Origin of the sequence: Cystobacter fuscus, assembly GCF_044360685.1 — a bacterium.
Lineage (GTDB): Bacteria > Myxococcota > Myxococcia > Myxococcales > Myxococcaceae > Cystobacter > Cystobacter fuscus_C.
Map to the genome: position 1 here is coordinate 2,953,687 of NZ_CP043491.1, position 24,455 is coordinate 2,978,141.

Sequence of the window (24,455 nt, forward strand, 5' to 3'; positions counted from 1 at the left end):
CGGATGAATCCTCATGACGAGAGCGAGTCCTTCCGCTGCGTGCGGGCCGATGCGCGCGAGCCCGAGGGCTACCGGCGCGTGCTGGGCGAGGCCAGGGCGTCCTTCCTGCACACGGATCCGCCGTATTGCCTGCTCACGCGGCGGCGCAAGGGGGGGGATCTGAGAGATCCGCGGGCGAACAAGAAGATCGACCGCGACCCCATCGTGCGCTTCGAGACGGTGCGCGACTACCGCGCCTTCACCGAGGCGTGGATGACGCGCGCGGTGGCGCACCTCACTCCGGACGCTCCGCTCGCCATCTGGACGAACCTGCTGGGCAAGGAGCCCATCCTCGCGGTGGCGCGCGCCCTGGGGTATGGCCACCTGCGCGGCGAGTTCGTCTGGGGCAAGCGCACCACGGACAAGAACGCCAACGAGCAGCTGCTGCGCGTCTACGAGGTGGCGCTCGTGCTCTCGCGCACGCCGGCGCCCGTGCTGGCCCCCGGGGACGCGCCCACCGTCTGGGCGGTGGTGGGCGGCTACGACGATGACGGCGAGGCCCAGCGCTGGGGCGGCCATCCCCACCACAAGCCCTTTTCCGTGGTGGAGCCCCTGGTGCGCACGTGGAGCCGGCCCGGAGACTGGGTGTTGGACCCGTTCGCGGGCAGCGGCTCGATGCCGGCGGCGGCGCTGCGGCTGGGCCGCAAGGCGGCGTGCCTGGAGGTGGTGCCCGAGTGGGCCGAGCGCGTGGCCGGGCGTCTGCGCGAGACGGCGGCCCCCTCCACCCAGTAGTGTGCCGCGCCGGTTCCCCGCCCCATGGGGAGGGAGCCCCTTCTTCCCAGCGACACACGCGAGGACTCCGGATGAAGCAGCACCAGAAGATGCTCCTGGGCATCGTGATTGGCACGGTGGCGGGAATCGCCGCCAACCTCCTCGTGGGCGGAGCACCCTGGTTGGACTGGGTGGTGACGAACATCACCTCGCTGGTGGGCCAGCTCTTCCTGCGCCTGCTGCTGATGCTGGTGGTGCCGCTGCTCTTCGCCGCGCTGGTGACGGGCGTGTGCGAGCTGGACCTGCGCTCCATCGGCCGGCTGGGCCTGCGCACGCTGGGCTATACCGTGGTCGTCTCCGGCATCGCCGTGTTCATCGGGCTGTTCCTCGTCAACACGCTCAAGCCCGGCACCCGGCTGAGCGAGGAGGCCATCGCCGCGCTCGTGCAGAAGGGCACCGTGGTGAAGGCGGCCCCCGCGCCGAGCGGGGACTCGGTGCCCTCGCTCATCCTCTCCATGGTGCCCACCAACCCCATCAAGGCCGCGGCGGAAGGGGACATGATCGCCCTCATCGTCTTCTCGCTCATCTCCGGCGTGGGGCTCATGGTGACGGACACCCCGGGCGCCCGGCACCTCAAGGACACCATCCTGGGGCTCTACGACGTGCTGATGACGCTCATCGATGGGGTGCTGCGGCTGGCGCCCATCGGCGTGGGGGCGCTGCTCTTCAGCGTGACGGCGCGCCTGGGCTTCGGCATCCTGGTGCAGGTGGCGTCCTTCGTGGGCGTGGTGCTGCTGGCGCTCGGGCTGCACATGTTCGTCGTGTACTCGCTGTCCGTGCGCTTCCTGGGCGGACGCAACCCCATCGCCTTCTTCCGCGACTGCCGCCTGGCCATCGTCACCGCCTTCTCCACCGCGTCCTCCAGCGCCACGCTGCCCACCGCCCTCAAGGTGGCCGAGGAGAACCTCAAGCTGCCGCGCAACGTGTCGCGCTTCGTGCTCACCGCCGGCTCGGCGATGAACCAGAACGGCACCGCGCTCTTCGAGGGCGTCACGGTGCTCTTCCTCGCGCAGGTGTTCGGTGTGGAGCTGAGCCTGGCCAACCAGGCCGTGGTGATGTTCATCTGTGTGCTGGCGGGCATCGGCACCGCGGGCGTGCCGGCCGGCTCCATCCCCGTCATCGCGATGATCCTCGGCATGTTCAAGATTCCCCCCGAGGGCCTCGGCCTCATCCTCGGCGTGGACCGCTTCCTCGACATGTGCCGCACCACGCTCAACGTGACGGGGGACCTGGCCGCCGCCGTCTACGTGGCCCGGGGCGAGCCGGCGCCGGAAAACCAGACGACCCCGGCGCCGACCGGGCCGGAATCGTCCGCTTCTTGAGCATCCGGAGGCTTGTGGGGTTGCCTTGGGCCGGGCTCTGTCCCATACCCCCTCATTCGTCTCGGCAGGACAGCTCAAGGAGCAGCCGCACATGAAGGTGTCCAAGGACTGCGTGGTCTCGTTGGAGTACCGGTTGCACCTCGGCGATGGCAAGGTCGTCGATGAGAGCGAGCCCGGCCAACCCCTGGCCTATATGCACGGACGGGGGCAGATCGTCCCGGGTCTGGAAGGGCAGCTGGAAGGCCTGTCGGCCGGCGACGCGAAGAAGGTCGTGGTGGTGCCCGCCCAGGGCTATGGCGAGCATGATCCGCGCGGACTCCAGGAAGTGCCACGCAGCATGTTCCCCCCGGATGCGCCGCTCCAGCCGGGCCTGAGCATCTCCGCCCAGACGGCCGAGGGCGATGTCATCCCCATCACCGTGCGCGAGGTGAAGGGCGACTCGGTGGTGGTGGACCTCAATCACCCGCTGGCGGGCAAGACGCTGCACTTCGATGTGACGGTGCGTGAAGTGCGTCCGGCCACCTCCGAGGAGCTCGAGCACGGCCACGCCCACGGGCCCGGCGGCGCTCACTGAGCCAGGCCGCCCCGGGGGGCGGGCGATCCCATTCGTCGGGTCGGAGGTGTTCCGCTATCCTTTCACCTCCACATGACTTCTCCCGTCTCGCCCTCGCCCCAGCAGCTCCGCATCCACCCCGAGCCCCCGCCTCCACCGGAGCAGGGCTCCACCGCCGTGGATCCCGAGCGCCACTGGCTCGAGAACGTCTACAAGGGAGGCGTGCGCCAGCTCACCGTGCGAGCCGTCATCGCGGGGATGCTGATTGGCGCGGTGATGTGCCTGTCCAACCTCTACGTCGTCCTCAAGACGGGCTGGAGCCTGGGCGTCACCATCACCGCGTGCATCCTCGCCTTCGCGACGTTTGGCGCGCTGCGAAGCGTGGGGCTGCTCCGGCGGGACTTCACCACGCTGGAGAACAACGCCATGGGCTCGGTGGCGTCGGCGGCGGGGTACATGACGGGGGGCGGCAACATGGCGGCCGTGCCCGCGCTGTTGATGCTCACCGGCGCGCTGCCGCCCTCGGGGTGGTTGGTGGTGTGGTTCGCCGTCGTCTCCGCGATGGGCGTCTTCGCCGCCATCCCCATCAAGCGCCAGCTCATCAACATCGAGCAGCTTCCCTTTCCCACCGGCACCGCCACCGCCGAGACGCTCCAGGCGCTGCACGGGCATGACGAGCGCTCGCGGGGCAAGGCGCGCTCGCTGGGCCTCGCGGGCCTCTTCGGCGCCTTCATTGCCTTCTGGCGCGATGCCAGGGCCTCGTGGCTCGTGTGGAACCTGCCCGCCAAGCTCAGCCTGCCCTTCACCATTGGTGGCAAGCCCGCGGGGGCCTGGACGCTGTCGCTCGATCTGAGCCTGCTGCTCATCGGCGCGGGCGCGCTGGTGAGCTTCAAGACGGGCTGGTCCATGCTGCTCGGGGCGCTGCTCACCTACGGCGTCGTCGCGCCGGAGTTGGTCGGCCGCGGCGTCATCCCCGAGGTGTCCTACAAGGCCATCAACGGCTGGGCGTTGTGGACGGGGGCCGCGGTGTTGGTGTCCTCGGGCCTGTTGTCCTTCGCCTTCCAGTGGCGCAGCGTGGCCAAATCCTTCAAGGCGCTCGCGGGCCTGTTCGGCCGCAAGCAGGACACCGAGGCGGATCCGCTCGCCGACATCGAGTGTCCTCCCGCGTGGTTCCCCCTGGGCTTCCTGGTGCTCGGCCCGGTGGTGGTGGCGCTGATGGCCTACCTCTTCCAGATTCCCTGGTGGGCGGGCGTGGTGGCCCTGCCGCTGTCGGTGGTGATGGGCGTCATCGCCTCGCGCGTCACGGGTGAGACGGACTCCACGCCCACCAAGGCGCTCGGGCCGGTGACGCAGCTGCTCTATGGCGCCCTGTTGCCCGGCAACCTCACCGCCAACGTGATGAGCGCCAACGCCACGGGCGGCGTGGGACTGCATTCGGCGGACCTGCTCGTCGATCTGAAGTCGGGTTGGCTGCTCGGCGCCAATCCGCGTCAGCAGTTCGTCGCACAGCTCTTCGGGGTGGTGGCGGGGGCGCTGGTGGTGGTGCCCGCGTTCAACCTGCTCGTGCCGGACGCGTCCGTGCTGGGCACCGAGGAGTTCCCCGCGCCCTCGTCCCTGGTATGGGCGGGCGTGTCGAAGATGCTCATGAGCGGGGTGCGAGCGCTGCCGGAGTCCGCGCGCATCGGGGCCGTGTGTGGGCTGTGCCTGGGCGTGACGCTGGTGCTGCTGGAGCGCTGGGCGCCCAAGAAGCTCAGGCCCCTTGTTCCCTCGGCATCGGGGTTGGGGATTGCCATCGTCATCCCCGGGGCCAGCTCCATCAGCTTCTTCATCGGCGCGGTCATCGCCGAGGTGCTGCGCCGCAAGAAGGCGAAGCTGTCCGAGGCCCTGGTGCTCCCGGTCAGCTCGGGCTTCATCGCCGGTGAGAGCCTCATGGGCATCGCCGTGGCGATGCTCAAGGCCTTCGGCGTGATGCCCAAGTAGGAGCGTCGTCCCGGGGCGGTTGCGGTAGGCTGCGCCCCCATGACTTCGGATCCCGTCACGCTCGTCGCCGCGCTCCGCAACGTCCTCGAGGACACGGTGCGCGACTTCTCGTCGATGCCCTTCTTCGTCAGGCCCATGGTGCGCGGTGGCTTCGAGCGCCGCACCGGACAGAGCCTGGAGGCGTGGCGGCAGCTCGCCTCGGCGCTCGTCTCCCTGGTGAAGCCGGACACCGCGCCCGCGCTCGTGCGTGAGCGCCACCCGCGGCTGCGCGAGCACCTGGAGCAGCTCGCGGAGAACTACCGCACGGCTCCCGAGCGCGCCGCCAAGGGGATGGGCATGCTGGCGGGACTCCAGCGAGTCCAGGAGACGTCCCAGCGGCGCGAGGAGGCCGTCCGCGCCCTCCTCTCCTGGCTCGGATAGCGCTCCCCGCGAGACGCCGCGCGCCTACGTGCGGAACGGCCCGGTCACCTCGAAGGTGATGCCGCCGCCGTTGGTGCCGGAGGTGCCGCGCTGCGAGCTGAAATACAGCCGCTTGCCATCCGGGCTGAACGCGGGGCCGGTGATCTCCGAGCTGTTGTGGCCCACGAGCTGGAGCAGCGGCGCGACGATCCGCTCCGGGGTGATGATGCAGATCTGCAAGTCGCCCCCGTCCTCGGCCACGAAGATGTCGCCCGAGGAGGACACGGTGACGTTGTCCACGCCGGTGAGGGGCGAGTTCGGATAGAGGTTGTCGTCGTAGATGATCTCCAGGCGCGAGGAGGCCGGGGTGTAGGCCCAGACGCGGTTGTCGCCCTTGGTGGTGAAGTAGACGGTGCCGCGGTCGTACCAGCAGCCCTCGCCGCCGTTGAAGACGGTGGTGCGCGAGGCATTGGACTGCTGCGAGGCGGGCTTGCTGGCGGACACGGGCTCCCACGTCACGGTGGCGCCGGTCAGCGGATCCCCGGAGACCCGAGCGGCCTCGAGCGTGCCCGCCTCGAGCGAGGGATAGGCGGACGGGGTGAAGCGGTAGAAGCGGCCACTGGTGCTGTCCTCGGTGAGGTAGAGCCGGTAGTCGTCCGAGTCCACCGCGACGGCCTCGTGGGAGAAGGTACCGAGCGCGGGGCGCACCACGCCCTGCGAGGCCTTCGTGGGATCGCACTCCCAGACACGGCCGCCGGAGTACTCCTCGCAGGACAGCCAGGTGCCCCAGGGGGTGCGGCCACCGGCGCAGTTGGAGGTGGTGTTGGCGAGGATGCGGTAGGCGCCGGTGATGGAGCCACCGCCATCGAACCGGATGGCCGAGACGCCGCCGGTGCCCAGGGTCTTCTCGGAGTTGGAGGTGTAGATCCACCCGCCGCCCGACACGGGGAAGCAGGCGCCACCGTCCGGCGCCCCGTGCCAGGTGTAGCCGGTGCTGGCCACCTTGGCGCCGGAGCGCGCGATGATGCGCGAGGAGAAGCCCGCGGGCAGCCGCACGCCATTGGCATCGGCGGAGCCGGACATGGCGCCATAGGGGCTGGTGCCGGGTTTGGCGGGAGCGGCATAGGCCTGGCGCCAGAAGGACGGACCCAGGGCGAGCGCCGTTCCGCCAACGGCGGAGAGCTGCAGGAAGTTGCGACGATTGAGTGTCATGTGAGCCTCCGGTGCGACGAGCGGGCGCACCTTCACACGCGTTCACGGGAGGCTCGGGTCAACTCTCCGTCAGCAGCAGTTGTCGGACGTGTGACGAGGCGTCAGTTGGAGGGAGGCGGCGGCGTGCTGTGGTCGCAGTGCAACAGCGACGGCGGATCGAAACAGGTGAGTTGATCCTGGTCGAGCCGGCACACGCCCGTGGGCGTACTGGCGCACCGCACCTCGGTGCGCGTGGACTTGCAGTCATAGCCACAGCCCACCGCCTCGGAGGCGGTGAGGCAGCGGGGGTCGGGGGTGTCGGCGCCATTCTCATGGATGACGCTCTCCGGTGGATCCCAGCAGACGAGGCGCTCGAAGTGGGTGGTGCACACGCCATGGGGCGTGTTGTTGCAGGCCACCTCGCCATGGGCCACCCGGCAGTTGTAGCCGCAGGCCACCTTGCCCCGGATCTCCTTGCACTCGGGCTTCGTGCCCGACTTGTCCGGGTGGGCGATGGCGACCCGCGGCGGATCCCAGCAATGGATGTTGCCCGCCAACAGTTGACACACCCCATAGGGCGTCTTGGCACAGGCGGCGTGCGAGCTACTGGTCTTGCACTGATATCCGCACACGGTCCGCCCCTGCGAGGACACGCATTGGGGCGGAGGGGGCCGAGGCGCGGGCGGCGTGGGCTGGGACTCCCCGGGGACGGGGGCGGATGCCAACCAGACGAGGGCAAGCAGGGAGAGCATGGTGCGCCGCCGACGAAAACGCCGGGGCTTTATTCAACCTCCCGATTTCGAGGCGCCCGGATGGCTGAGCTGGCGGAACAGCTCCACGTGCTCGGGATGGCGTGCCGCCAGCTCCTCGCCGCGGGGCATCTCCCAGTCCGCGAAGTCGAAGCCCGGCGCCACCGTGCAGCCGCACAGCGTGTAGTCCCCTCGGGGCAGGGCCGCCTGGAGCACCCCGGCCGGGACGAGCACCTGCGGCCTCTCCCCGCGCGCGACATCCCGGCCCAGCGTCACCGTCTCCAGCCGGCCCTGGGCTTCATCGAGCAGGTACATCGTCAGCGCGTGGCCGTCGTAGAAGTGCCACAGCTCGGCCGAGCTCACCCGGTGCCAGGCGGCGAACGTGCCGCGCGGCAACAGGTAGTAGATGGCCGTGCCCACCGAGCGCGTGCCTCGCGGCGTCTCCACCGCGACCTGCGAGCGCCACGTCTCCCGGAAGAAGCCCCCTTCCGGGTGGGGCGCCAGTCCCAATGTCCTCACCAGTTCGTCGACCATGCGGCCACTGTACTTCACGGCCCCGCCAGGCTGTCGCCCGCGAACGCTCGCTCCACCGCCGCCAGCAGCTCCTCCGTGCTGAAGGGCTTGGGCAGGAAGGCCACCGCCCCCGTCTTCATGGCCCTCTCCACCGTGGGCAGGTCTCCATGCGCGCTGATGAAGACGATGGGCTGCGTCCACCCCGCCCGCCGCAACTCCCGCTGCAACTCCAGCCCGTTGAGTTCTGGCATGCGCAGGTCGAGCACCACGCACCCCGGCCCCGGCCAGGGCTCGCGCTCGAGCAGTCGCCGCGGGTGGGCGAAACACTCCACCGTGTATCCTTCCACCTGGAACATGCGCCCGAGGCTGCGCAACACCGAAGGGTCATCGTCCACGACGAATACCTTGGGGCGCGCCAGGCTCATGGTCAGACCGTATGGGCGACGGGGATGCGCTCCTTGCCGTCATTGTTCTGTGCCGCGTAGTCACCGAGTGTTTTGGTGTCGGACATGGTCCCTCTCGCCCGGCTCATGGGACCGGTGTTCGTGGTTCCATGTCTATAGCGGCTCGCTCCCGCGATGACATGTGAGCATTTCGCTGAATTGACAACTGAAAGGGATTGTGCGTCTTGCCAGGCCGAGGGGCGCGGCGGTCCTGACGCCTCAGGGCTCCTGGTCCAGCCGCTCCAACAGCCGTGCCAGCTCCGCCACGGAAGTCACCGACAGCTTCGCCATGACACTGCGGCGCTGCTGGCCCACCGTCTGTTCGGCGGTGCCCAGCTCGGCCGCGATCTGCTTGTTGAGCAATCCCTCCGCCACCAGCCGGCACACCTGTGCCTCCCGGGGGGAGAGCGTGGAGAAGCGGGCCCGTAACTCCTCGTGCTCCTGCTCCGTGGCCCTCGCCACCTTGTTCCGCTCGAGCGCTTGCTCCACCGCCGCCAGGATTTCCTCCGTCGTGACGGGCTTGGGCAGGAAGTCCACCGCCCCCGCCTTCATCGCCCGCACCGCCGTGGGCACGTCCCCATGCGCGCTGATGAAGACAATGGGCTGTGTCCACCCCACCCGGTGCAACTCCTGCTGCAACTCCAACCCGTTGAGCTCTGGCATGCGCAGGTCCATCACCACGCACCCGGGTCCCCGTGACGGCTCGCGCTCCAACATCAGCCGCGGGTGGGCGAAGCTCTCCACTTGCGGGCTGGAGCCGAGGATGAGGGCGACATGCCGCGTGTCCGGGAGCAGTCGCAGGGCCAGCTGGACGGTGCCCGTCACGTCGAAATCGGCCCAGTTGGCTCGCCGAGATAGAGGTCGCGCAGCGCGCGCTCGTACTCGGCGCCGCCGGACCAGGCCATGTCCAGGTACTCGATGTCGACGGTGACGGGCCCCTTCCATTCGGCCAGCACCGTCTGCCGGAAGGTCCGGGTGAAGTCCGCGATGGCCGGCACCGTGGCGTCCTCGGGGACGAAGAGCAGCACCCGTTTCTCCCGCTCGGCCGCAGCGAGAGGTGTCGCCATCAGCCACACGAGCAGGAATCCGAGCAGGCGCATATCCGATTGGGTTCACTCGCCGGGTTCATCCAGATTGCCCGGAATGGACTCACGATAGGGGACGCGATGCCCGCCCGCCAGACAGAGGGCCTGTCCCAAGGCCCGCTCCTTCGCCCGGGCCGTGCTCGACTTCACCCAGGCACGCATGGATGCGGAGGTGATGGGCGTCTGTCTCCCAGTCCGCTCTCCATGCGCCGACCCGGCTTGCCGTCTCTCGGGGACCACCTGATCTTGAGTCACGAAGCCCACAACCCCATCGCGACGGAGGACGTACGACATGCCTCGCAAACCCCGAGAGGAAAACCCCACGATGCGTGGGGACGCCAAGATGAGCGAAGAGACGCGCAAGGAGGTCTTCGGCAAGTCGGAGAAGGAGTCCGCTCCCAGCAACGCCGAGGATCGTCAGCGTGAGTACAGTGGTCCCTCCGAGGCTGGGAGTAAGGACAGCGCGGGAAGCGACAGGCACAGCTGATGGTCCGTGTCCGGGGAGGCGGGTGCCCGGAGCATTCCCTCCCGGCCGTTCCCCGGCGAGGCGTACTCACCCCCGGAGCTCGTTCACCAGCCACTCCCGTACGCGCGTGAAGACGGGCTCGGCGGCCTCGTCGAGCACGTGCCCGGCTCCCGGGATGAGCTCCAGCTCCTTGTGTCCCCGGGCCCGCTCGTGGATGGACTGCGAGCAGCGCGGTGGGAGCACCGTGTCCGACGTGCCGTGCACGAGCAGCAGCGAGCGCGGATGCAGCTCCGGCACCGGCTCCGTCCCGTAGCTCTGCGGCGCCAGCCCCACCACCGTCTTCACCCAGGCGGAGCGCACCCCGGCCCGGATCATCACCGCTCCACCGAACGAGTGCCCCACCAGGCCGATCCGCTCGAGCCCGCGCTCCACCAGGAAGTCCACTCCCGCGAGCACGTCCTGCACCGACTCCGTCAGGTCGGTCGAGTGGCGATACCTCAACCGCAGCGTGGACAGACCGTGCTTCAGCAACGCCTCGCCCAGCCGTGGGTACAGGCGGAGGGCTGGCGTGTCGAAGCCACCGCCCACGCCTCCCGCCAGCAAGACCCCCGCCTTCGCTCCAGGGGCGTCGTACAACAACACGTCCACCGGCCCCCGCTTCGTCGGCAGTGTGAAGGGCCGTGGTTCCAGACTCGCCTGGCCTCCTGGCGTCTCGATGTCCGGCATCTCCGTTCGTGCTCCTCTTCCAGGTCCATGTCCAGGGTGGGCATGCGCGGACAGGGTCCGCATCTTCCCTCCATGGAGGAAGTCCCCTTGATGACCCACGCCCGCCCGGCCTTCTGGTTCCGCCTCTTCCTGTTCAACGCGCTCCTGCTGAGTGTCTCCACCGGCTGTGAGCGCCGGCAGCGCGAGCCGGTTCTCCTTCCACCTCCCGCCGTGAGCGGGGCGCCTGCCCCGGCGCCGGCCGCCCCTCGGCCCGTGCAGCAGGGGGCCCAGCCAGCCATGCCCCTCCCGCAAGAAGAGCAGGCCACGGGCGGCTCCGGGCAGTTGGTCTCCGTCGCGGACCTCGTGGAGGCCGTGAAGGGCTCCGTGGTCAACGTGGACGTCCGGGTCCGGGCCTCCAGCCCCCAGGATCGGGGTGATCTGCTCGAGCGTTTCTTCGGCATGCCGGGAGTCCCCGAGGGCGGTGGACCCATGCCGCGCGAGCGCGTCCAGCAGGGGGAGGGCTCGGGCTTCCTCATCGACCCGAATGGACTCATCCTCACCAACAACCACGTGGTGGACAACGCCTTCTCCATCCGCGTGCGGCTCGACGATGGCCGTGAGTACGAGGCGAAGGTGCTCGGGAGGGATCCCCTCACCGACCTGGCGTTGATCAAGCTCCAGGGCAACGTGAAGGATCTGCCTTTCGTCCGGCTCGGCGACTCGGACGCGGTGCGCGTGGGCGATCCCGTGGTGGCCATCGGCAACCCGTTCGGGCTCACCTCCAGCGTCAGCTCCGGCATCCTCTCGGCCCGGGCGCGTGACATCCAGGCGGGCCCCTACGACAACTTCCTGCAGACGGACGCCGCCATCAATCCGGGCAACTCGGGAGGGCCGCTCTTCAACGCCCGGGGCGAGGTCATCGGCATCAACACCGCCATCGTTGGGGGCGGCGCTGGAATCGGCTTCGCCGTGCCCTCCAACATGGCCCGGGCGCTGCTGCCCCAACTCCAGAAGGGGAAGATCCGCCGCGGCTGGCTGGGTGTGTCGGTGCAGGATCTGACGCCCGAGCTGGCCCGGGCCCTGAAGGTGCCGCAGGACAAGGGCGCCATCGTCACCGGCGTGCAGGAGAACACGCCCTCGGCCAGGGCCGGCCTCCAGCAGGACGACATCCTCACCGCCGTGAATGGCAAGCCCGTGGACTCCGCACATGCCCTCACGCGCGACATCGGCTTCCGCCCGCCGGACGAGACCGTGACGCTCACCGTCTACCGGGCGGGCCAGCCGCGCGAGGTGCGGGTGAAGCTCGCCGAGCGGCCGGACCTCGAGGGCTTCTCCACCGAGTCCCCCGGTGACGAGCGCGAGGAGTCCGGCCGCCGGCTGGGCATGCGCCTGCAGGACGTGGATCCGCGGCTCGTGCCGGGCGCGATCCGGGGCGCGCTGATCATCGAGGTGGATCCCGGCTCGCCCGCGGAGCGGGCCGGACTCCAGCCGGGCATGGTCATCGTCGAGGCCGGTGGCCGGCCGGTGAACAACCCCCGGGAGTTCGCCCAGGCGGTGCGCGGACAGTCCCCGGGCTCGGTGCTGCTCTTGCGCATCCAGCTGGGCGAGAGCCGGCTGCTGCGTGCCCTGACGATTCCCGAGGAGCGGTGACCGGCCGTGGGCTCACGGCACCGTGAAGACCAGGTCGTCGCGGTCGTCGTACTCGCCGCTGCTGCAAACCCGCGCGGCGCTGTTGGCGCCGTCGGGACCGGCGTGGCGGAAGTTGGCGCGAATGGCCTGCACGCCGCCCACGGGCAGGGTGTACGTGGCGGAGAGGGTGGTGACGCCGGTGCGGCTCGGGCTGTACGTGCCGATGAGCTGCCACGAGGGGTTCGTGGCGCTCGCCGAGTAGTACAGGTCCAACTTGTCCTCCGTGGTGGAGTAGGCGTACACGGTCGCCTCGATCTTCACCGTCTTGCCCGGGAAGAGGATCGTCCCATCCAGGGTGCTCACCTGGAGCCGATCGAGTGACTCATCCGCGTGGTAGGTGCCCGAGGTGCCATCCGCGCAGCCCTTGCGCAGCGTGTTGGGCTGGTTCAGCTCGGGGCCCACGCCCCCGCGGCCGTCGAGCAGCGTGCCCGAGTCGCAGCCCGAGCCCACCTGGGCGCAAGCCGGCGCCCAGTACGTCGCATCGAAGGCGGCGCTCTGGAGCGTCCCGGGTTCGACACCGACCGGAGGCGGGGTGTTTTTCTCGGTGGCGCCCTTGGCCAGCTCGGCCATGAACGAGGCGCCCAGCTTCGCGAACTTCACCGAGTTCTCCGCCGTGTCGCCCATGAACACCAGGGTGTCCCGCTCGCTGTGGATGACCGGGTTCATCGTGCTCAGCGAGGCCTCGAAGGGCATGGCGGCCGGGTAGCCCGCGTTGGTCCACGAGGCATGGTCCGAGCAGCCATAGCCGCACATGATGTTGGCGACGGTCCGCTCCGGCTGGTACGTGGCGATGAGGTTGCGCAGCTGCGTGTTGAGGGTCGTGTTCGTCCTGTCCAGCACGAGGCCGAAGTCGAAGGTGTTGCCCTGGTAGTTGGTCATGTCCAACTGCAACACGCCCACCACGTTCACCCCGTTGGCCTTGAAGGAATTGGCGATGGCCTTGGAGCCGAGCAGTCCCACCTCCTCGCCCGCGTACGCCATGAACTTCACGGTGCGCGCCGGCTTGTAGCCCTCGAGCACCGCCACGCGCAGCACCTCGGTGATGGAGGCCACGCCCGACGCGTCGTCATCCGCGCCCGGCGCCGTGCCCGTCGTGGCGTTGCTCTGGTTGATGGAGTCCAGGTGCCCACCGAGCACCACCACCTCGTCGGGCAGCGTGGTGCCCCGGAGGGTGGCGATGACGGAGGACTGCTTGAAGGGGTGCGCGAAGAGTTCCACCGTGATGTCCGGGCGCCCGGCGGTGATCGTCTTCCACTTGTTCTCGAGCCAGGTGGACGCGTCCGCGCCGTTCTGCACGTTGTAGTAGCGGTTGGTCCAGTTGCTGGACAGCGCTTGGATGGTGCCGCGCAGCTCCGACTCCCGCACCTCGTCCATCAGCGCGTTCACCGAGGGGGCGTTGTTGATGGTGTAGTGGAGGAGCGAGGCCACGGGCTGGGGCGCGTTGTCGGCCTCCACCGCCGCGAAGGCCTCGCCCTGGGTGTCATGGACGATGAAGCCCGCGCACCGATGGAGCTCGTGCATCGCCAGCGCCAGTTGCTCCACCTGGGACTCACGCACGCGCAGCACCGCCACGCCGCCCTTCTGGAACGTGGGCGCCGCCAGCGTCAGGCCCCTGGCCTGGAAGGCACCACGTACCGGCTCCAGCGCGTCCGTGCCGAGGGTGAGCCACACGTCCTTCTCTCGCGGGGCCTCCGCCCACACGGGCGTGGCGCACGCGAGCCATATGGCGACGGAACTCCAAGTGCTCATCTTCATGGGGGCTTCTCCTCGGCGGGTGCCGGAGCAGGACGCGTGCCGGGTGCGAGTGGTGACTGGAACGTGGCAGCAAGGCTTCCAGCCGTGAAGTTCCTTCTACTCCCGAGTGGGGGGGTCGCGCGCCTCCAGGGGGCCGGAGTACACAGGGGCCATGCACCTTCCCGCCCTTCGTGTCCTCGCCGTCCTCTCCGTCACTGCCCTCCTGTCCGCCTGTGGCGACGAGATCAGCTCCAATGAGCAGGCCCGCCGCGCGTACCTCGGGTTGGACAAGTCCATCGAGAAGTCCCTCCAACTCGGCTTCGCCGGCTTCAACGCCGCCTCGAGCGCCAACATCCCGCCCCAGTCGACCACCGGAGACGCCGGGGGCACCCTGGGCATCACCGGGCAGGTGGATCAGGGCTCGTCGGCGAACAAGGGGATGCGGCTGCGTGTCGGAATGACGGGTTACACCGATGGGGAGGTCACCGTCTCCGAGGAGGAGGATCCGGTGAACATCACCTACCAGACCACCACCGACGTGGCTGCCCAGCCGGCTCTGGAGCTCTCGCTGCGCAACATCCCCAACGGCACCTTCACGGGCACGCTCGTGGGCACCTTCCAGATGGCGGGAGACCTCGAGGGAGAGGTCTCGCTGAACCTGAGCATGTCCGGGCAGATCGAGGACGATGGAACCGGCAAGGTGCGCCGCAAGGCCGGCAGCACCACCGTCACGGGAACCGCGAAGTCCTCCAGCGGCGGCGAGTTCCAGGTGAACGTCACCCTGTGATCGTGTGAGAGTCCAACACCCCGCGCGCGGTCCATCGCGCGCGGCGTGGACTGACTGGAGACGCCGATGCGGATCAACCTGACGAGCGTGATGGTGGATGATCAGGCCAAGGCCCTGAAGTTCTACACGGAGGTCCTGGGCTTCGTGACGAAGGTGGACCAGCCGATGGGCGGTGAGTACCGGTGGCTGACCGTCGTTTCGCCCCAGGCCCCGGAGGGCACCCAACTGCTGCTCGAGCCGATGGGCTTTCCCCCCGCCAGGGTCTACCAGCAGGCCCTGTTCGACGCGGGAATTCCCCTGACGTCGTTCGCCGTCGATGACTGTCAGGCGGAGTACGAGCGGATGGCGAAGCTGGGCGTGGTGTTCCGTGGCGAGCCGAAGAAGATGGGGCCGGTCACCGTCGTGTCCTTCGAGGACACGTGCGGCAACCTCATCATGATGGTCCAGAGCTGAGTTCGCGCCGTGTCTGGCGCTCAGCTCACGGAGGGCTCCACGGCGCTCCGGGGGGCCAGACGCATGGGCTGTGCCCGTCCGTAGGTGAGCGAGCGCCACAGCCACTCGGCCGGGCCGAAGCGGAAGCGTGACAGCCACCACTGGCTGAGGGGCACCTGGAGCGCGAAGAGGGTGAGCGTGAGCGCCACGCAGCGCGAGGGCGGGAGCCGGCCGACGAGGCCCAGTCCCCAGCCGTCATAGATGCAGAGGCTCACCACGGTCTGCAGCAGGTAGTGGGTGAGCGCCATGCGGCCCACCGGTGCGAGTACCTCCTGCACCTTCCACCCATATCCGCGTTGGAAGAGCAGGGCGAAGGCGGCCACGTACACCGCGGCCAGACCCAGGAAGCCCAGCTCCTGGAGGGTGGGCAGGGCGAACATCCAGTGGTCCTTCGCTGGATCCACGAGCCCCGCGATGCGCAGGCGCTGCACCACCAGCCAGGTGCCGTTGCCCAGCACGCCCACCGCTCCTCCCCAGACGAGCAGCCGGCGGTGCGTGGCCTGGTGGCGCTCCACGTCCTGGAGCAACAGGTGTCGCCCCGCGAGCAGGCCCAGCAGGAAGCGGCCCAGGGTGACGCTCATCCAGATCAGCCGCTTGAGCTGGGGGAGGATGAAGACGGCGTATTGAGCGTTCGCCGCCCGGGCCATCCGGAAGGAGTCGCTGGAGAGTCCCTCCAGGAAGCGAGTCCGCGCCTGGACTTCTTGTGCTTCGCTGGCCTTCGCCGCCTCGGCCGCCGTCTGGGCGCCCTCCATCAGGAGGGGGCCGAAGTGCTGGAGGGCGGAGACGAGCAGCGGCACTCCTCCGATCAGCATCAGCGCCCAGGTGAGCACCGCCCGATCCGAGCTCCGGCGGAAGAGCAGCAGCGCGAAGCCCACCAGGGCATAGGTGGAGAGCACGTCGCCCACCCAGAGCGCGAACAGGTGCGTCACACCGATGCCCAGCAGCACCAGCAGCCGCCGCGAGTACAGGGGGACGATGGGGACGCCCCGGGCCTCGGCGCGCGTGAGCTGGATGGAGAAGCCCAGCCCGAAGAGGAAGGAGAAGAGGACGACGAACTTCTGGTTGACGAAGAAGTAGTAGAGCGCGGTGACGGCGGCCTCGAGCGGAGGTGCCGACAGCGCCTGGGTCTGCTCGCGTGTCAGGAGGGCGCGGCCGCTGAACCAGGAGAAGCTGTTGGAGACGAAGACGCCGCACAGCGCGAAGCCGCGCAACACGTCCAGGAGGTGCACTCGCTCGGAGTCGTCCACCGGACGGGCGTGGGCTCCGGAGAGCGGCGTGAGAGGAGTGGGCTTGGACATTCGTCCAGCAGATGCCCGAGTACCTCCTCCGTCAATCCGACCCTCCCCGTCGTACGAGGGGGCGTCCCTCTACCAGACGATGGCTCTGTCGTTGCAGTACGCGGCGGGACAGGCCCCATGTGGTGGGCTCGCCCACGGGCGGCTGCCCACCGTCAATTCGGGGTGACCGCAGATTTCCTGCATCATTTTCCGCCTCGTTGGCTCCTTCAATTCGGGTGGAACCGACTTTCCTGGCCATCCCTAGAAGCTCCATCGCCCGTCCATCGGCGGGCGCGGTGTCCATTTCACCATCACCCGAGGAGACAACAGCTCATCATGATCACCGTGCATCGATTTCGTGGTCTCGCGACCCTGGGCCTCCTGGTCGGCCTTTCGGCCTGCCAGGGGACGGAAGAACACGCGAAGAGCAATGGCACCGAGCCGGACGCATCCCTTGGCGTCGAAATTTCCGATCTCCGGGTCGTGGGCGTCGACCAGGGCAATGTGCCCACGTTCGCGAATGGGAACTTCGGCCAGATCCGGCTGGGCGGGGAGAAGAGGACCGAGGAGGCCGAACTCAGCGCGCTGCGCCCCTCTCTCCTGGCGGTGAGCAAGGTGTTCCGCGCGGACCCCGCGGAACTCTCCTTCCAGCGGATCGTCACGGACGGCATCGGCGACCGGCACTTCGTCTATGTGCAGCGCAAGAATGGCCGCGAGGTCGTGGGCGGCTCGCTCGTCCTCCACACGCGGAATGACGCCGTCTACGCGGTTCACGGCAACGCTCGCGCCGATCTCGACGCGCCGCGAGACGCGCGGCTCAGCGCCGAGGACGCCATCGCCGTGGCCAGGCAGGACTCCGCGCGGTTGGACCGGGTCGAGGTCGAGGCGCAGCCGCGGATGGCCTACTGGCCGGCGGGTGAAAAGCTGGACCTCGTGTACCGGGTGAATGTGACGGGGCTGAGCAAGGACGGGATGGTGGTGGATGATGACGTCATCATCAACGCCGTGAGCGGGTCGGTCGTGCTGCGGCTGCCGAACATCCACACGATCAAGAACCGGTTGGTGTACGACGCCAACCACGCCACCTCCTCCGCGGGCCTCCCGGGAACCCTCGTCCGGGTGGAGGGAGGCGCGGCGGTCGCGGACGCCACGGTCAACACCAACTATGACCTGCTCGGGGCGACCTACGACTGCTACAAGACCCTCTTCAACCGCGACTCCTACGACGGCGCGGGGTCCAAGCTCGTCAGCTCGGTCCACTACGGAAACAGCTACGGCAACGCGGGGTGGCTCAGCTCGAAGAATCAGATGGTGTACGGGGACGGCGACGGCGTGACGTTCGGCAACTTCGTCAACGCGCTGGACGTGACGGCACATGAGGTGACCCATGGGCTCACGATCTCCACGTCCAACCTGCTCTACTATGCCGAGCCGGGTGCCCTGAACGAGTCGATGTCCGACATCATGGGCAGTGTGTGCGAGTGGTACCGGAACGGCCGGGTGGTGAACGCCAACACCTGGAAGTGCGCGGAGGAAATCTATACCCCCTACACGCCCGGCGATGCCCTCCGCTACATGAACGACCCCAAGCTCGACGGCCAGTCGTTGGACTACTACGACCAGACCTTCAGCCCGTTCACCGACGTCCACCTGAGCTCGGGCATCCCCAACCTGGCGTTCTATCTGCTGTCCCAGGGTGGCCAGCACCCACGGGGTCGCTCCTCCATCGTCGTGCGCGGGATCGGCATCGCCAAGGCGGCCCAGATCTTCCACCGGGCCAACACGGTGCTGCTGCTCGGGAAGACCATGGCCACGTTCGCCGACGCGAAGTTCGCCACGGAGCAGGCCGCCGCGCAGCTCGGGTACAGCTCGGCCGACATCGCCTCCGTGACCGCCGCCTGGCAGGCCGTGGGCGTGGGGACGAACATCCTCGTCGCCGGCCAGAGCCTCTCCCTGGGACAGACTGTGTGGTCGAACGACCGCCGGTTCTGGCTCGTCCTGCAGGCGGGTGACGGGAACCTGGTCCTCTATGACTCGACGGGCCCCCTGTGGAACGCGAATACCTGGGGCAAGGGGGCGCTGGCGGCCCACATGCAGGCCGACGGCAACTTCGTGGTCTACCGCACGACCAATGGGACGATCGGCACGGATGTCTGGTCGACCCAGACCTACGGGCACCCGGGCGCCTATCTGATCCTCCAGAACGACGGCAACCTCGTCATCTATGAAGGCGTCACCCCGCTCTGGAACTCGGGGACCTGGGGTCACTGAAGCCAGAATCCCTGTCACGTGGACCCCTGCCCGCCGTGCTCCTGGTTCCAATCCAGGAGGCGGCGGGCAGTCTGCTTTTGGAGACCACCGGAGGCGGCCCCCGCCCGACGACCGCGGGGGCGCTCCAGTTCACTCAGAACAAGCGGGGGAAGAGCGCGGAGACGGAACCGCCGCCGGTGCCCGCGATGCCCTCCACCTGGCCGGCGATGGGCAACGTCTTCGACATGCCGAAGAAGTTGTAGCCCATGTACAGGTAGCCGGGGCCCACGCCGAAGCCGTCCTTGCCCGCCAGGAAGCCCGCCGCGTCATGCAGCACGCCGTGGGCCTTCACCCCCGGAATCCACCCGGTGGTCACCTCCAGCACCTGCGTCATCCACCCGTCTCCCGGTCCCACCAGGCCTCCGCTCGGGTTGAGCGCGATGGCCTCTCCCGCGGACAGCGCCCCCTTCGTCATCCGCTCCATCGCCTCCCCGTACTGGCGCTGCCAGGACTTCCAGCCGTCCGGGTTGTTGATGAGCGACTGGCTCTCCTTCGAGAGATTGCCCAGCTTCCCTTCCTTCTGCGCCAGGATGGTGGCCCTGTCCTGGTCCGTCAGCTTGTCTCTCAGCCGGTCCGCTCCCGTGCGGATGTTCTCGTCCATGTGTTTGAACTCGTGGAACAGACTCTGCGCCGTGTATGCCATGCCCAGGGCCTGCTTGAGTTGCGGGTCCAACGGGCTGATGGGGGAGGTGAGCGCCGACATGGAGCCTCCCACCCAGGCGGCCTGTGACGTGAGCTTGTCGCCGAGGAAGCCCGCGCCGAAGGTGTAGGCGGACGCGGCGCCCAGGAGGACGCCGCCGATGCTCATCAGCATGGGATCCTTGAGGACGTAGCCGACCGTCATGGTGGCGGCCCCCACCACGGACATGACGAAGGCGGTGCCGGCGAAGCCAGTGGCCATGCCGACGCTGGCGGCGGTGGCGATGGCGGCCACCACGGGCACGTGGCCGGTGGGGTCCGTATTGGAGATGGGGTTGTTGTAGACGTAGGCGTAGCGGTTGAGCGCCTGCGGGTTGCCCGAGGACGGCACCAGCGCGTCCGGCGAGATGAAGCGGCTCAGCAGGGGATCGTAGTAGCGGGCGTTCATGTAGACGAGGCCCGTCTCGTCGATTTCGTGACCGCCGTAGCCCCGGCTGTTGTCGATGGAGGAGCTGGAGGCCAGCGTGGCTCCGAAGGCCGAGTAGTCGTAGCTGGCCACCTTCTGTCCGGACTGGTTGGTGAGCGCACGCACCGAGCCCAGGTGGTCCTGGTGGAACCAGAAGGCTCCGGAGGTGTCTCGTTTGGCCACCAGCAACGGGCCCGCGTAGTAGTACTTGGTGAGGCCGGAGGGCCTCAGCTCCAGCAGGGGACCGAAGTAGAGCGTGGTGTCCGAAGGGGAGTCCTTGAGCACGCGCTGGCCGTTGGCGTCATAAAGGAAGGTGGTGGTGCCGCTGAACGTGGTGACTCGGGCCAGCCGGTTGTCCGCGTCCCATTCCAGTGTGCGCCCGCCTCCGGACACCATGTTGCCGTTGGCATCGTAGGAGAAGGCCGTGGCGCCCGCGGTGGTGACGGCGTGGCGGTGGTTGGTATCGCCGTAGACATAGCCGCCGAGCTGGGAGCTCCGGGTGAGGTTGCCCAGCGCGTCGTAGGTGAAGGTCTGCGACTGCTTGCCCATGACGTTGGTGAGCCGATCGAGGGCGTCATAGGCATAGCCCAGGTTGGACAAGGGGTTGGTGGACGAGGACATGGACGTCACCCGCCCGCCCGCGTCGTAGCCGTAGCTGGCCTGGTACAGCGTGCCCGAGGGGCCCGTGACGGAGGCGTCCGTCATCCACTGCCGCGCGTCCGCGTAGCTGAAGCGCGCCGTGGTCCCGTTGGCGTAGGCCGCGGACAGCAACTGTCCCCGGCCGTTGTAGGTGAAGGCGTTGACGTAGCCGCTCACGCTGCCGAGCCGTCCGGCGGCATCATAGCCATAGGTCACCGTCTCGCCGTCCGGGTAGCGCAACGAGGCCAGGCGCCCCGCCGTGTCGTAACCCTGGTAGGTGGTGTAGCAGGTGCTGACCACGCACTTCGTCACGGCAGCCACCCGTCCGGCGCTGTCGTAGGCACGCGACTCACTGCCCGAGGTGTCCACCACTCTCGTCAGCATCCCCTTGCTCGCGCCACGCCCTGCCTCGTCATACCACCAGCGCACCTGCTTTCCGTCCGCCAGCGTCTTGGTGAGCCGTCTGCCCAGTGCGTCGTAGGTGAAGCGGGTCACCTGGCCCTTCGCGTCCTGGTACGTGAGGATGTGACCCGCCTCGTCATACGTGAAGATGCTGCACCCCGTGTCCGGGTCGCACCCCGCCAGCTTGCGCCCCAGGGAGTCCCACGTCACCGTGGTGGCGTTGCCCGCCGCGTCCGTCACCCGCACCAGGTTGCCCAGCAGGTCATACTCATACGTCGTGTATTGATACGCACTGCCGTTCTTCTCCCGCACCTGCGTCGTCCGGCCGTAGGCGTCCGTCCACGTCACCTTCTCCCGGCCCAGCTCGTCGTAGCTGATGACGTGCCTGTTGCCATACACCCGCTGGCCACTCGTCCCGTCCGGGTTGGTGATGGTGCGCAGCCTCCCCAGCCCGTCGAAGGAGAACACCTGGTACTGCGGCGTCTCTCCCGGCCCGTACACCGAGGACTTCTTCCACACCCTCGAGGAGCCGTCGTTGTAGAGCGTCTCCTGGACGAAGCCTCCCTCCTTCACCGTCTTGTATTGCCGGCCGAGCCCGTCCTCGTACACCTCCATCCACAGCCCGTCCGCCGTCCCGTCCGACACCGTCCGGCGGATGCGCTGGGCCGAGGGGTTGCCCCAATCCAGGTACGCGAACGTCTCCGTGCTCCCGTCCGGCAGCACCGTCCGCACCGGCCTCCCCAGCGCATCGTGAGTGGACAGGGTGGTGTTTCCGTTCATGTCCGTCTCGGACGCCACCAGGTCCAACCCGCTCTCCCACGCCTTCGTCGAGCACTGTCCCAGCGCGTTGCAACGCCTCGTCTCGTGCACGTGGTAGGTGGGGTCGTACTCCACGGTGCGGGTGTAGCCCCGCTCGTCCGTCTCGCGGACGAGGTTGCCCCACGCGTCGTAGTCGAAGCTCCGGTTGACATAGCCGCCTGTCTGGTTGTTCCAGGCGCGCTGGCGCGTCACCAGCCCGCGGATGGGCGACGTCGTGTACGTGCCGGTGCCGTCGTACTCGTTCAGCGTCTGCTTCAGCAGCGTGCCGCCCGTTCCGATTCCCGCGTAGATGTTCTCGTACGCCGACAGGCCCACGATGTACGCCGCCGTGCTGACGAAGAACCCCCTGAGCGAGGTGCGCTCGTCCCCGGAGACGTCGTAGTCCCCGTGCTCGTAGGTGCGGATGCCATTGCCGAACTGGTCATAGCCAATCTGCAGCAGCGTCCTGCGGCACGAGGCGGAGAGGTTGCACTCGTACTCCCAGCGATCCGTCATCAGCGAGGTGAAGGGCGCCGAGGCGCTCTCCGAGTACCCGAAGGTGGAGTACTTGTAGATGTCGCCCGAGGCGTTGCGGTAGTAGGTGACCTCGGGCTTGCTGATGCACCCCACGTGCTGGTGGTAGTACGTCTCCGTGTAGTTGCCCGCCGAGTCCAGCACCGACGTCACCTTGCGGAAGCCCAGGAATCTCCGCTCGCTGCTGGACCACAGGCCGCCCTGGTACTGGTATCGGGTGGTGGAGGCGTTGCCGCGGCCATCCTCCTGAGTGATGGCCGAGGTCGTCTGGAGGATGAGGCCCACGGGGAGCAAGGTGTTGGACCAGGCGCTCGAGGGGCTGTACTGCACGCGGGTCGTCCCGCCCAGGCCGTTGCGCAGCGCGCTCAGCAGGTCCGGTGTCGGGCCACTGGAACGGCGCGTCCTCCAGGCATTCCACTGTGGCCGGGTGAAGGCGATGTCCGTCTTGCCATCTGCGTCGAAGTCCCCGGCGGTGACGTAGTTGTAGGCATCCTGCACCAGGGAGTCCGCATCCGTGCCCCAGAGGGTGCTGGTGAAGCCATTGCCCGTGGACAGGCGCGCCCTCCAGGCATTCCAGCGGGGGCGGGTGTAGGCGATGTCCGTCCTGCCATCCCCGTTGAAGTCCCCGGTGACCACGCGGTTGTCGCTATCGAGCTCCAGCCCGTCCGCATCCGTGCCCCAGTTGGCGCTGGCGAAGCCATTGCCGGTGGACAGGCATACCTTCCAGGCATTCCAACCCGGGCGGGTGTAGGCGATGTCCACCTTGCCATCCCCGTTGAAGTCCCCGGTGACCACACGGCTGTAGGCATCGGTCGACAGGTAGTCCGTGGCCGTGCCCCAGCGGGTGCTGGTGAAGCCATTGCCGGTGGACAGGCGCACCTTCCAGGCATTCCAGCCCGGGCGGGTGTAGGCGATGTCCGTCCTGCCATCCCCGTTGAAGTCCCCGGTGACGACGTGGTTGTAGGCATCGAACGCCAGCTGGTCCGCATCCGTGCCCCAGTTGGCGCTGGTGAAGCCATTGCCCGTGGACAGGCACACCTTCCAGGCATTCCAACCCGGGCGGGTGTAGGCGATGTCCGTCTTGCCATCCCCGTTGAAGTCCCCGGTGACCACATGGCTGTAGGCATCGGTCGACAGGTAGTCCGTGGCCGTGCCCCAGAGGGTGCTGGTGAAGCCATTGCCCGTGGACAGGCGCACCTTCCAGCCATTCCAAGCCGGGCGGGTGTAGGCGAGGTCCGTTCTGCCATCCCCGTTGAAGTCCCCGGTGACGAGATGGTTGTAGGCATCCATCCCCAGCATGTCGGCATCCGTGCCCCAGCTGGCGCTGGTGAAGCCATTGCCCGTGGACAGGCGCACCTTCCAGGCATTCCAACCCGGGCGGGTATGGGCGAGGTCCGTCCTGCCATCCCCGTTGAAGTCCCCGGTGACGACGTGGTTGTTGGCATCGAACGCCAGCCCGTCCGCATCCGTGCCCCAGGTGCCGGAAGTGAGGGTGCTCGGGCTGGTCTGGTACTCGAGCGTCATGGCGGGCAGGGCCGAGCCGCCCGTCACGGTGCCAGCGCCATCCAGCGTGGCGTCATTGCCGAACTGCTGCACGCGCTGCAGCAGCGAGCGCCCGGAACTGGCGCTCGGGGTGTACGTCAACTGGTAGGCTCGGACGCGGCGGCCACTCGTCGTCACGTCCACCGTCTTGAGCCGGTAGCGGGTGACGCCCAGCGCGCTGACGCCCATGGCATAGGTGACCGGATCCGGCCGCGCCTCGCGGTACAGCTTCACGAGCGTGCCGTTGTAGCTGACGTTGTCCGGGTAGCACTCCTGTTCCGGGCCGCCGTCACACCACCAGCCATAGTTGACGGTGTTGCCGGACGTGTCCGTCACGCTGCTCACGCCCCAGCGGTAGGTGCCCAGCAAGGCGCCTCCCTGGTACGCCGCGAAGAGCGGCACGTAGACCAGGCGGGCGCCGTCCTTGCGCCACACCGTCCAGGTGTTGGCCGCGGCGTCATATTTGATGCGCTGATAGCTCTCGATGCGGGTGGCGTGGGTGCCGCCCGTGGTGCAGCTCGGGCTGGAGCTGCCCGCGGGACACGGCAGCAGGTCCTGCCCGTCCAGCAGGAAGAGGTCGCCTCCGTCATAATTCGGCGTCCCCTTGGTGGAGCTGGCCCGTCCGATGGTGGAGAAGCCCTCCAGGCCCCAGCCGACCCCCGCGGCGCCGCTCCCACCCGCCGAGCTATAGACGAGCCGGAGCGAGGGCTCCAGTCCGTGGAAGGCGGGGACGGAGATCGGCTCCGCGGAGGAGAACGCCCCGTAATACGTGTCCACTGACGCCGATGGATTCGGCGGCGCATCCGCGAGCACCGGCCCGCCCACGAGCCCGGCCAATAGCGCGAGCGAGTAGGGGACCGTCACAGCAAGAAGACGGTTCTTCACGACACCTCCTGGTGTTTGGGTTGCATTTGAGTTGCGGCGAAAATC

At 68.4% G+C, this 24,455-nt stretch carries 20 protein-coding genes; 10 read left to right on the plus strand and 10 right to left on the minus strand.

Annotated elements, in window-relative coordinates; all coding sequences use genetic code 11:
- Nucleotides 1-3: 3 nt before the first annotated feature.
- The 5 genes from F0U63_RS12240 (at nt 4) to F0U63_RS12260 (ending at nt 5,085) form a co-directional block, all read left to right on the plus strand.
- Entirely contained in the window at nt 4-771 is a 768-nt protein-coding gene (locus F0U63_RS12240) for a DNA-methyltransferase (RefSeq protein ID WP_395846066.1), read from the plus strand.
- A gap of 71 nt (nt 772-842) precedes the next feature.
- On the plus strand, nt 843-2,132 hold the full coding sequence (locus F0U63_RS12245) for a dicarboxylate/amino acid:cation symporter (RefSeq protein ID WP_395846067.1): 1,290 nt from the start codon (nt 843-845) through the stop codon (nt 2,130-2,132).
- Between the two features lie 91 nt (nt 2,133-2,223).
- The gene (locus tag F0U63_RS12250; RefSeq protein WP_395846068.1) at nt 2,224-2,706 is read left to right on the plus strand and encodes a peptidylprolyl isomerase; all 483 of its coding nucleotides are present in this window, start codon (nt 2,224-2,226) and stop codon (nt 2,704-2,706) included.
- Nucleotides 2,707-2,778: 72 nt separating this feature from the next.
- Complete coding sequence (locus tag F0U63_RS12255; RefSeq protein ID WP_395846069.1) at nt 2,779-4,665, plus strand: OPT family oligopeptide transporter; 1,887 nt, start codon at nt 2,779-2,781, stop codon at nt 4,663-4,665.
- 39 nt (nt 4,666-4,704) lie between these two features.
- The gene (locus F0U63_RS12260) at nt 4,705-5,085 is read left to right on the plus strand and encodes a hypothetical protein (protein ID WP_395846070.1); all 381 of its coding nucleotides are present in this window, start codon (nt 4,705-4,707) and stop codon (nt 5,083-5,085) included.
- 24 nt (nt 5,086-5,109) lie between these two features.
- On the opposite strand, the gene F0U63_RS12265 is transcribed toward F0U63_RS12260, so the two are convergent.
- From F0U63_RS12265 to F0U63_RS12290, 6 genes are all read right to left on the minus strand, one after another.
- Nucleotides 5,110-6,276, minus strand: coding sequence for an alkaline phosphatase PhoX (locus F0U63_RS12265; RefSeq protein ID WP_395846071.1), 1,167 nt, complete (start codon nt 6,274-6,276; stop codon nt 5,110-5,112).
- A gap of 101 nt (nt 6,277-6,377) precedes the next feature.
- Complete coding sequence (locus tag F0U63_RS12270) at nt 6,378-7,007, minus strand: hypothetical protein (RefSeq protein ID WP_395846072.1); 630 nt, start codon at nt 7,005-7,007, stop codon at nt 6,378-6,380.
- A 33-nt stretch (nt 7,008-7,040) separates the two neighbouring features.
- Nucleotides 7,041-7,538: a cupin domain-containing protein gene (locus tag F0U63_RS12275; protein ID WP_395846073.1), complete on the minus strand. Its 498-nt coding sequence runs from the start codon at nt 7,536-7,538 to the stop codon at nt 7,041-7,043.
- A gap of 14 nt (nt 7,539-7,552) precedes the next feature.
- On the minus strand, nt 7,553-7,942 hold the full coding sequence (locus F0U63_RS12280) for a response regulator transcription factor (RefSeq protein ID WP_395846074.1): 390 nt from the start codon (nt 7,940-7,942) through the stop codon (nt 7,553-7,555).
- 237 nt (nt 7,943-8,179) lie between these two features.
- Nucleotides 8,180-8,785: a response regulator transcription factor gene (locus F0U63_RS12285; protein WP_395846075.1), complete on the minus strand. Its 606-nt coding sequence runs from the start codon at nt 8,783-8,785 to the stop codon at nt 8,180-8,182.
- Nucleotides 8,782-9,060, minus strand: a complete 279-nt coding sequence (locus tag F0U63_RS12290; RefSeq protein WP_395846076.1) for a hypothetical protein — start codon at nt 9,058-9,060, stop codon at nt 8,782-8,784. The genes F0U63_RS12285 and F0U63_RS12290 overlap by 4 nt, the downstream gene beginning before the upstream one ends.
- Nucleotides 9,061-9,370: 310 nt before the next feature.
- Here F0U63_RS12290 and F0U63_RS12295 point away from each other — a divergent pair, with 310 nt between their 5' ends.
- Nucleotides 9,371-9,532 (plus strand): hypothetical protein, encoded by a 162-nt coding sequence (locus tag F0U63_RS12295; protein ID WP_395846077.1) that lies wholly within the window; start codon nt 9,371-9,373, stop codon nt 9,530-9,532.
- 66 nt (nt 9,533-9,598) lie between these two features.
- Here the strand turns inward: F0U63_RS12295 and F0U63_RS12300 are convergent, their stop codons facing one another.
- On the minus strand, nt 9,599-10,237 hold the full coding sequence (locus F0U63_RS12300; RefSeq protein ID WP_395846078.1) for an alpha/beta hydrolase: 639 nt from the start codon (nt 10,235-10,237) through the stop codon (nt 9,599-9,601).
- A gap of 90 nt (nt 10,238-10,327) precedes the next feature.
- On the opposite strand from F0U63_RS12300, the gene F0U63_RS12305 reads away from it, so the two are divergent.
- Nucleotides 10,328-11,866, plus strand: coding sequence for a Do family serine endopeptidase (locus tag F0U63_RS12305; protein WP_395846079.1), 1,539 nt, complete (start codon nt 10,328-10,330; stop codon nt 11,864-11,866).
- A 12-nt stretch (nt 11,867-11,878) separates the two neighbouring features.
- Here the strand turns inward: F0U63_RS12305 and F0U63_RS12310 are convergent, their stop codons facing one another.
- The gene (locus F0U63_RS12310) at nt 11,879-13,660 is read right to left on the minus strand and encodes a M20/M25/M40 family metallo-hydrolase (RefSeq protein ID WP_395846080.1); all 1,782 of its coding nucleotides are present in this window, start codon (nt 13,658-13,660) and stop codon (nt 11,879-11,881) included.
- A gap of 151 nt (nt 13,661-13,811) precedes the next feature.
- Between F0U63_RS12310 and F0U63_RS12315 the strand changes: the two genes are divergently transcribed.
- Together F0U63_RS12315 and F0U63_RS12320 are read left to right on the plus strand one after the other, a co-directional pair.
- Nucleotides 13,812-14,426, plus strand: coding sequence for a hypothetical protein (locus F0U63_RS12315; protein ID WP_395846081.1), 615 nt, complete (start codon nt 13,812-13,814; stop codon nt 14,424-14,426).
- Between the two features lie 66 nt (nt 14,427-14,492).
- Nucleotides 14,493-14,879 carry a VOC family protein gene (locus F0U63_RS12320; protein WP_395846082.1) on the plus strand — a complete coding sequence of 129 codons (387 nt, stop codon included), beginning with the start codon at nt 14,493-14,495 and terminating at the stop codon, nt 14,877-14,879.
- Nucleotides 14,880-14,899: 20 nt separating this feature from the next.
- On the opposite strand, the gene F0U63_RS12325 is transcribed toward F0U63_RS12320, so the two are convergent.
- Nucleotides 14,900-16,216 (minus strand): DUF418 domain-containing protein, encoded by a 1,317-nt coding sequence (locus F0U63_RS12325; RefSeq protein ID WP_395846083.1) that lies wholly within the window; start codon nt 16,214-16,216, stop codon nt 14,900-14,902.
- 315 nt (nt 16,217-16,531) lie between these two features.
- Here F0U63_RS12325 and F0U63_RS12330 point away from each other — a divergent pair, with 315 nt between their 5' ends.
- Nucleotides 16,532-18,466, plus strand: coding sequence for a M4 family metallopeptidase (locus F0U63_RS12330; RefSeq protein ID WP_395846084.1), 1,935 nt, complete (start codon nt 16,532-16,534; stop codon nt 18,464-18,466).
- A 133-nt stretch (nt 18,467-18,599) separates the two neighbouring features.
- On the opposite strand, the gene F0U63_RS12335 is transcribed toward F0U63_RS12330, so the two are convergent.
- Complete coding sequence (locus F0U63_RS12335; protein ID WP_395846085.1) at nt 18,600-24,410, minus strand: FG-GAP-like repeat-containing protein; 5,811 nt, start codon at nt 24,408-24,410, stop codon at nt 18,600-18,602.
- Between the last annotated feature and the right edge of the window lie 45 nt (nt 24,411-24,455).

Excerpts from the sequence above, each read along its gene's own strand:
- F0U63_RS12240 (WP_395846066.1), top strand. The coding sequence starts at position 4 with ATGAATCCTCATGACGAGAGCGAGTCCTTCCGCTGCGTGCGGGCCGAT.
- F0U63_RS12245 (WP_395846067.1), top strand. The coding sequence starts at position 843 with ATGAAGCAGCACCAGAAGATGCTCCTGGGCATCGTGATTGGCACGGTG.
- F0U63_RS12250 (WP_395846068.1), top strand. The coding sequence starts at position 2,224 with ATGAAGGTGTCCAAGGACTGCGTGGTCTCGTTGGAGTACCGGTTGCAC.
- F0U63_RS12255 (WP_395846069.1), top strand. The coding sequence starts at position 2,779 with ATGACTTCTCCCGTCTCGCCCTCGCCCCAGCAGCTCCGCATCCACCCC.
- F0U63_RS12260 (WP_395846070.1), top strand. The coding sequence starts at position 4,705 with ATGACTTCGGATCCCGTCACGCTCGTCGCCGCGCTCCGCAACGTCCTC.
- F0U63_RS12265 (WP_395846071.1), bottom strand. The coding sequence starts at position 6,276 with ATGACACTCAATCGTCGCAACTTCCTGCAGCTCTCCGCCGTTGGCGGA.
- F0U63_RS12270 (WP_395846072.1), bottom strand. The coding sequence starts at position 7,007 with ATGCTCTCCCTGCTTGCCCTCGTCTGGTTGGCATCCGCCCCCGTCCCC.
- F0U63_RS12275 (WP_395846073.1), bottom strand. The coding sequence starts at position 7,538 with ATGGTCGACGAACTGGTGAGGACATTGGGACTGGCGCCCCACCCGGAA.
- F0U63_RS12280 (WP_395846074.1), bottom strand. The coding sequence starts at position 7,942 with ATGAGCCTGGCGCGCCCCAAGGTATTCGTCGTGGACGATGACCCTTCG.
- F0U63_RS12290 (WP_395846076.1), bottom strand. The coding sequence starts at position 9,060 with ATGCGCCTGCTCGGATTCCTGCTCGTGTGGCTGATGGCGACACCTCTC.
- F0U63_RS12295 (WP_395846077.1), top strand. The coding sequence starts at position 9,371 with ATGCGTGGGGACGCCAAGATGAGCGAAGAGACGCGCAAGGAGGTCTTC.
- F0U63_RS12300 (WP_395846078.1), bottom strand. The coding sequence starts at position 10,237 with ATGCCGGACATCGAGACGCCAGGAGGCCAGGCGAGTCTGGAACCACGG.
- F0U63_RS12305 (WP_395846079.1), top strand. The coding sequence starts at position 10,328 with ATGACCCACGCCCGCCCGGCCTTCTGGTTCCGCCTCTTCCTGTTCAAC.
- F0U63_RS12310 (WP_395846080.1), bottom strand. The coding sequence starts at position 13,660 with ATGAAGATGAGCACTTGGAGTTCCGTCGCCATATGGCTCGCGTGCGCC.
- F0U63_RS12315 (WP_395846081.1), top strand. The coding sequence starts at position 13,812 with ATGCACCTTCCCGCCCTTCGTGTCCTCGCCGTCCTCTCCGTCACTGCC.
- F0U63_RS12320 (WP_395846082.1), top strand. The coding sequence starts at position 14,493 with ATGCGGATCAACCTGACGAGCGTGATGGTGGATGATCAGGCCAAGGCC.
- F0U63_RS12325 (WP_395846083.1), bottom strand. The coding sequence starts at position 16,216 with ATGTCCAAGCCCACTCCTCTCACGCCGCTCTCCGGAGCCCACGCCCGT.
- F0U63_RS12330 (WP_395846084.1), top strand. The coding sequence starts at position 16,532 with ATGATCACCGTGCATCGATTTCGTGGTCTCGCGACCCTGGGCCTCCTG.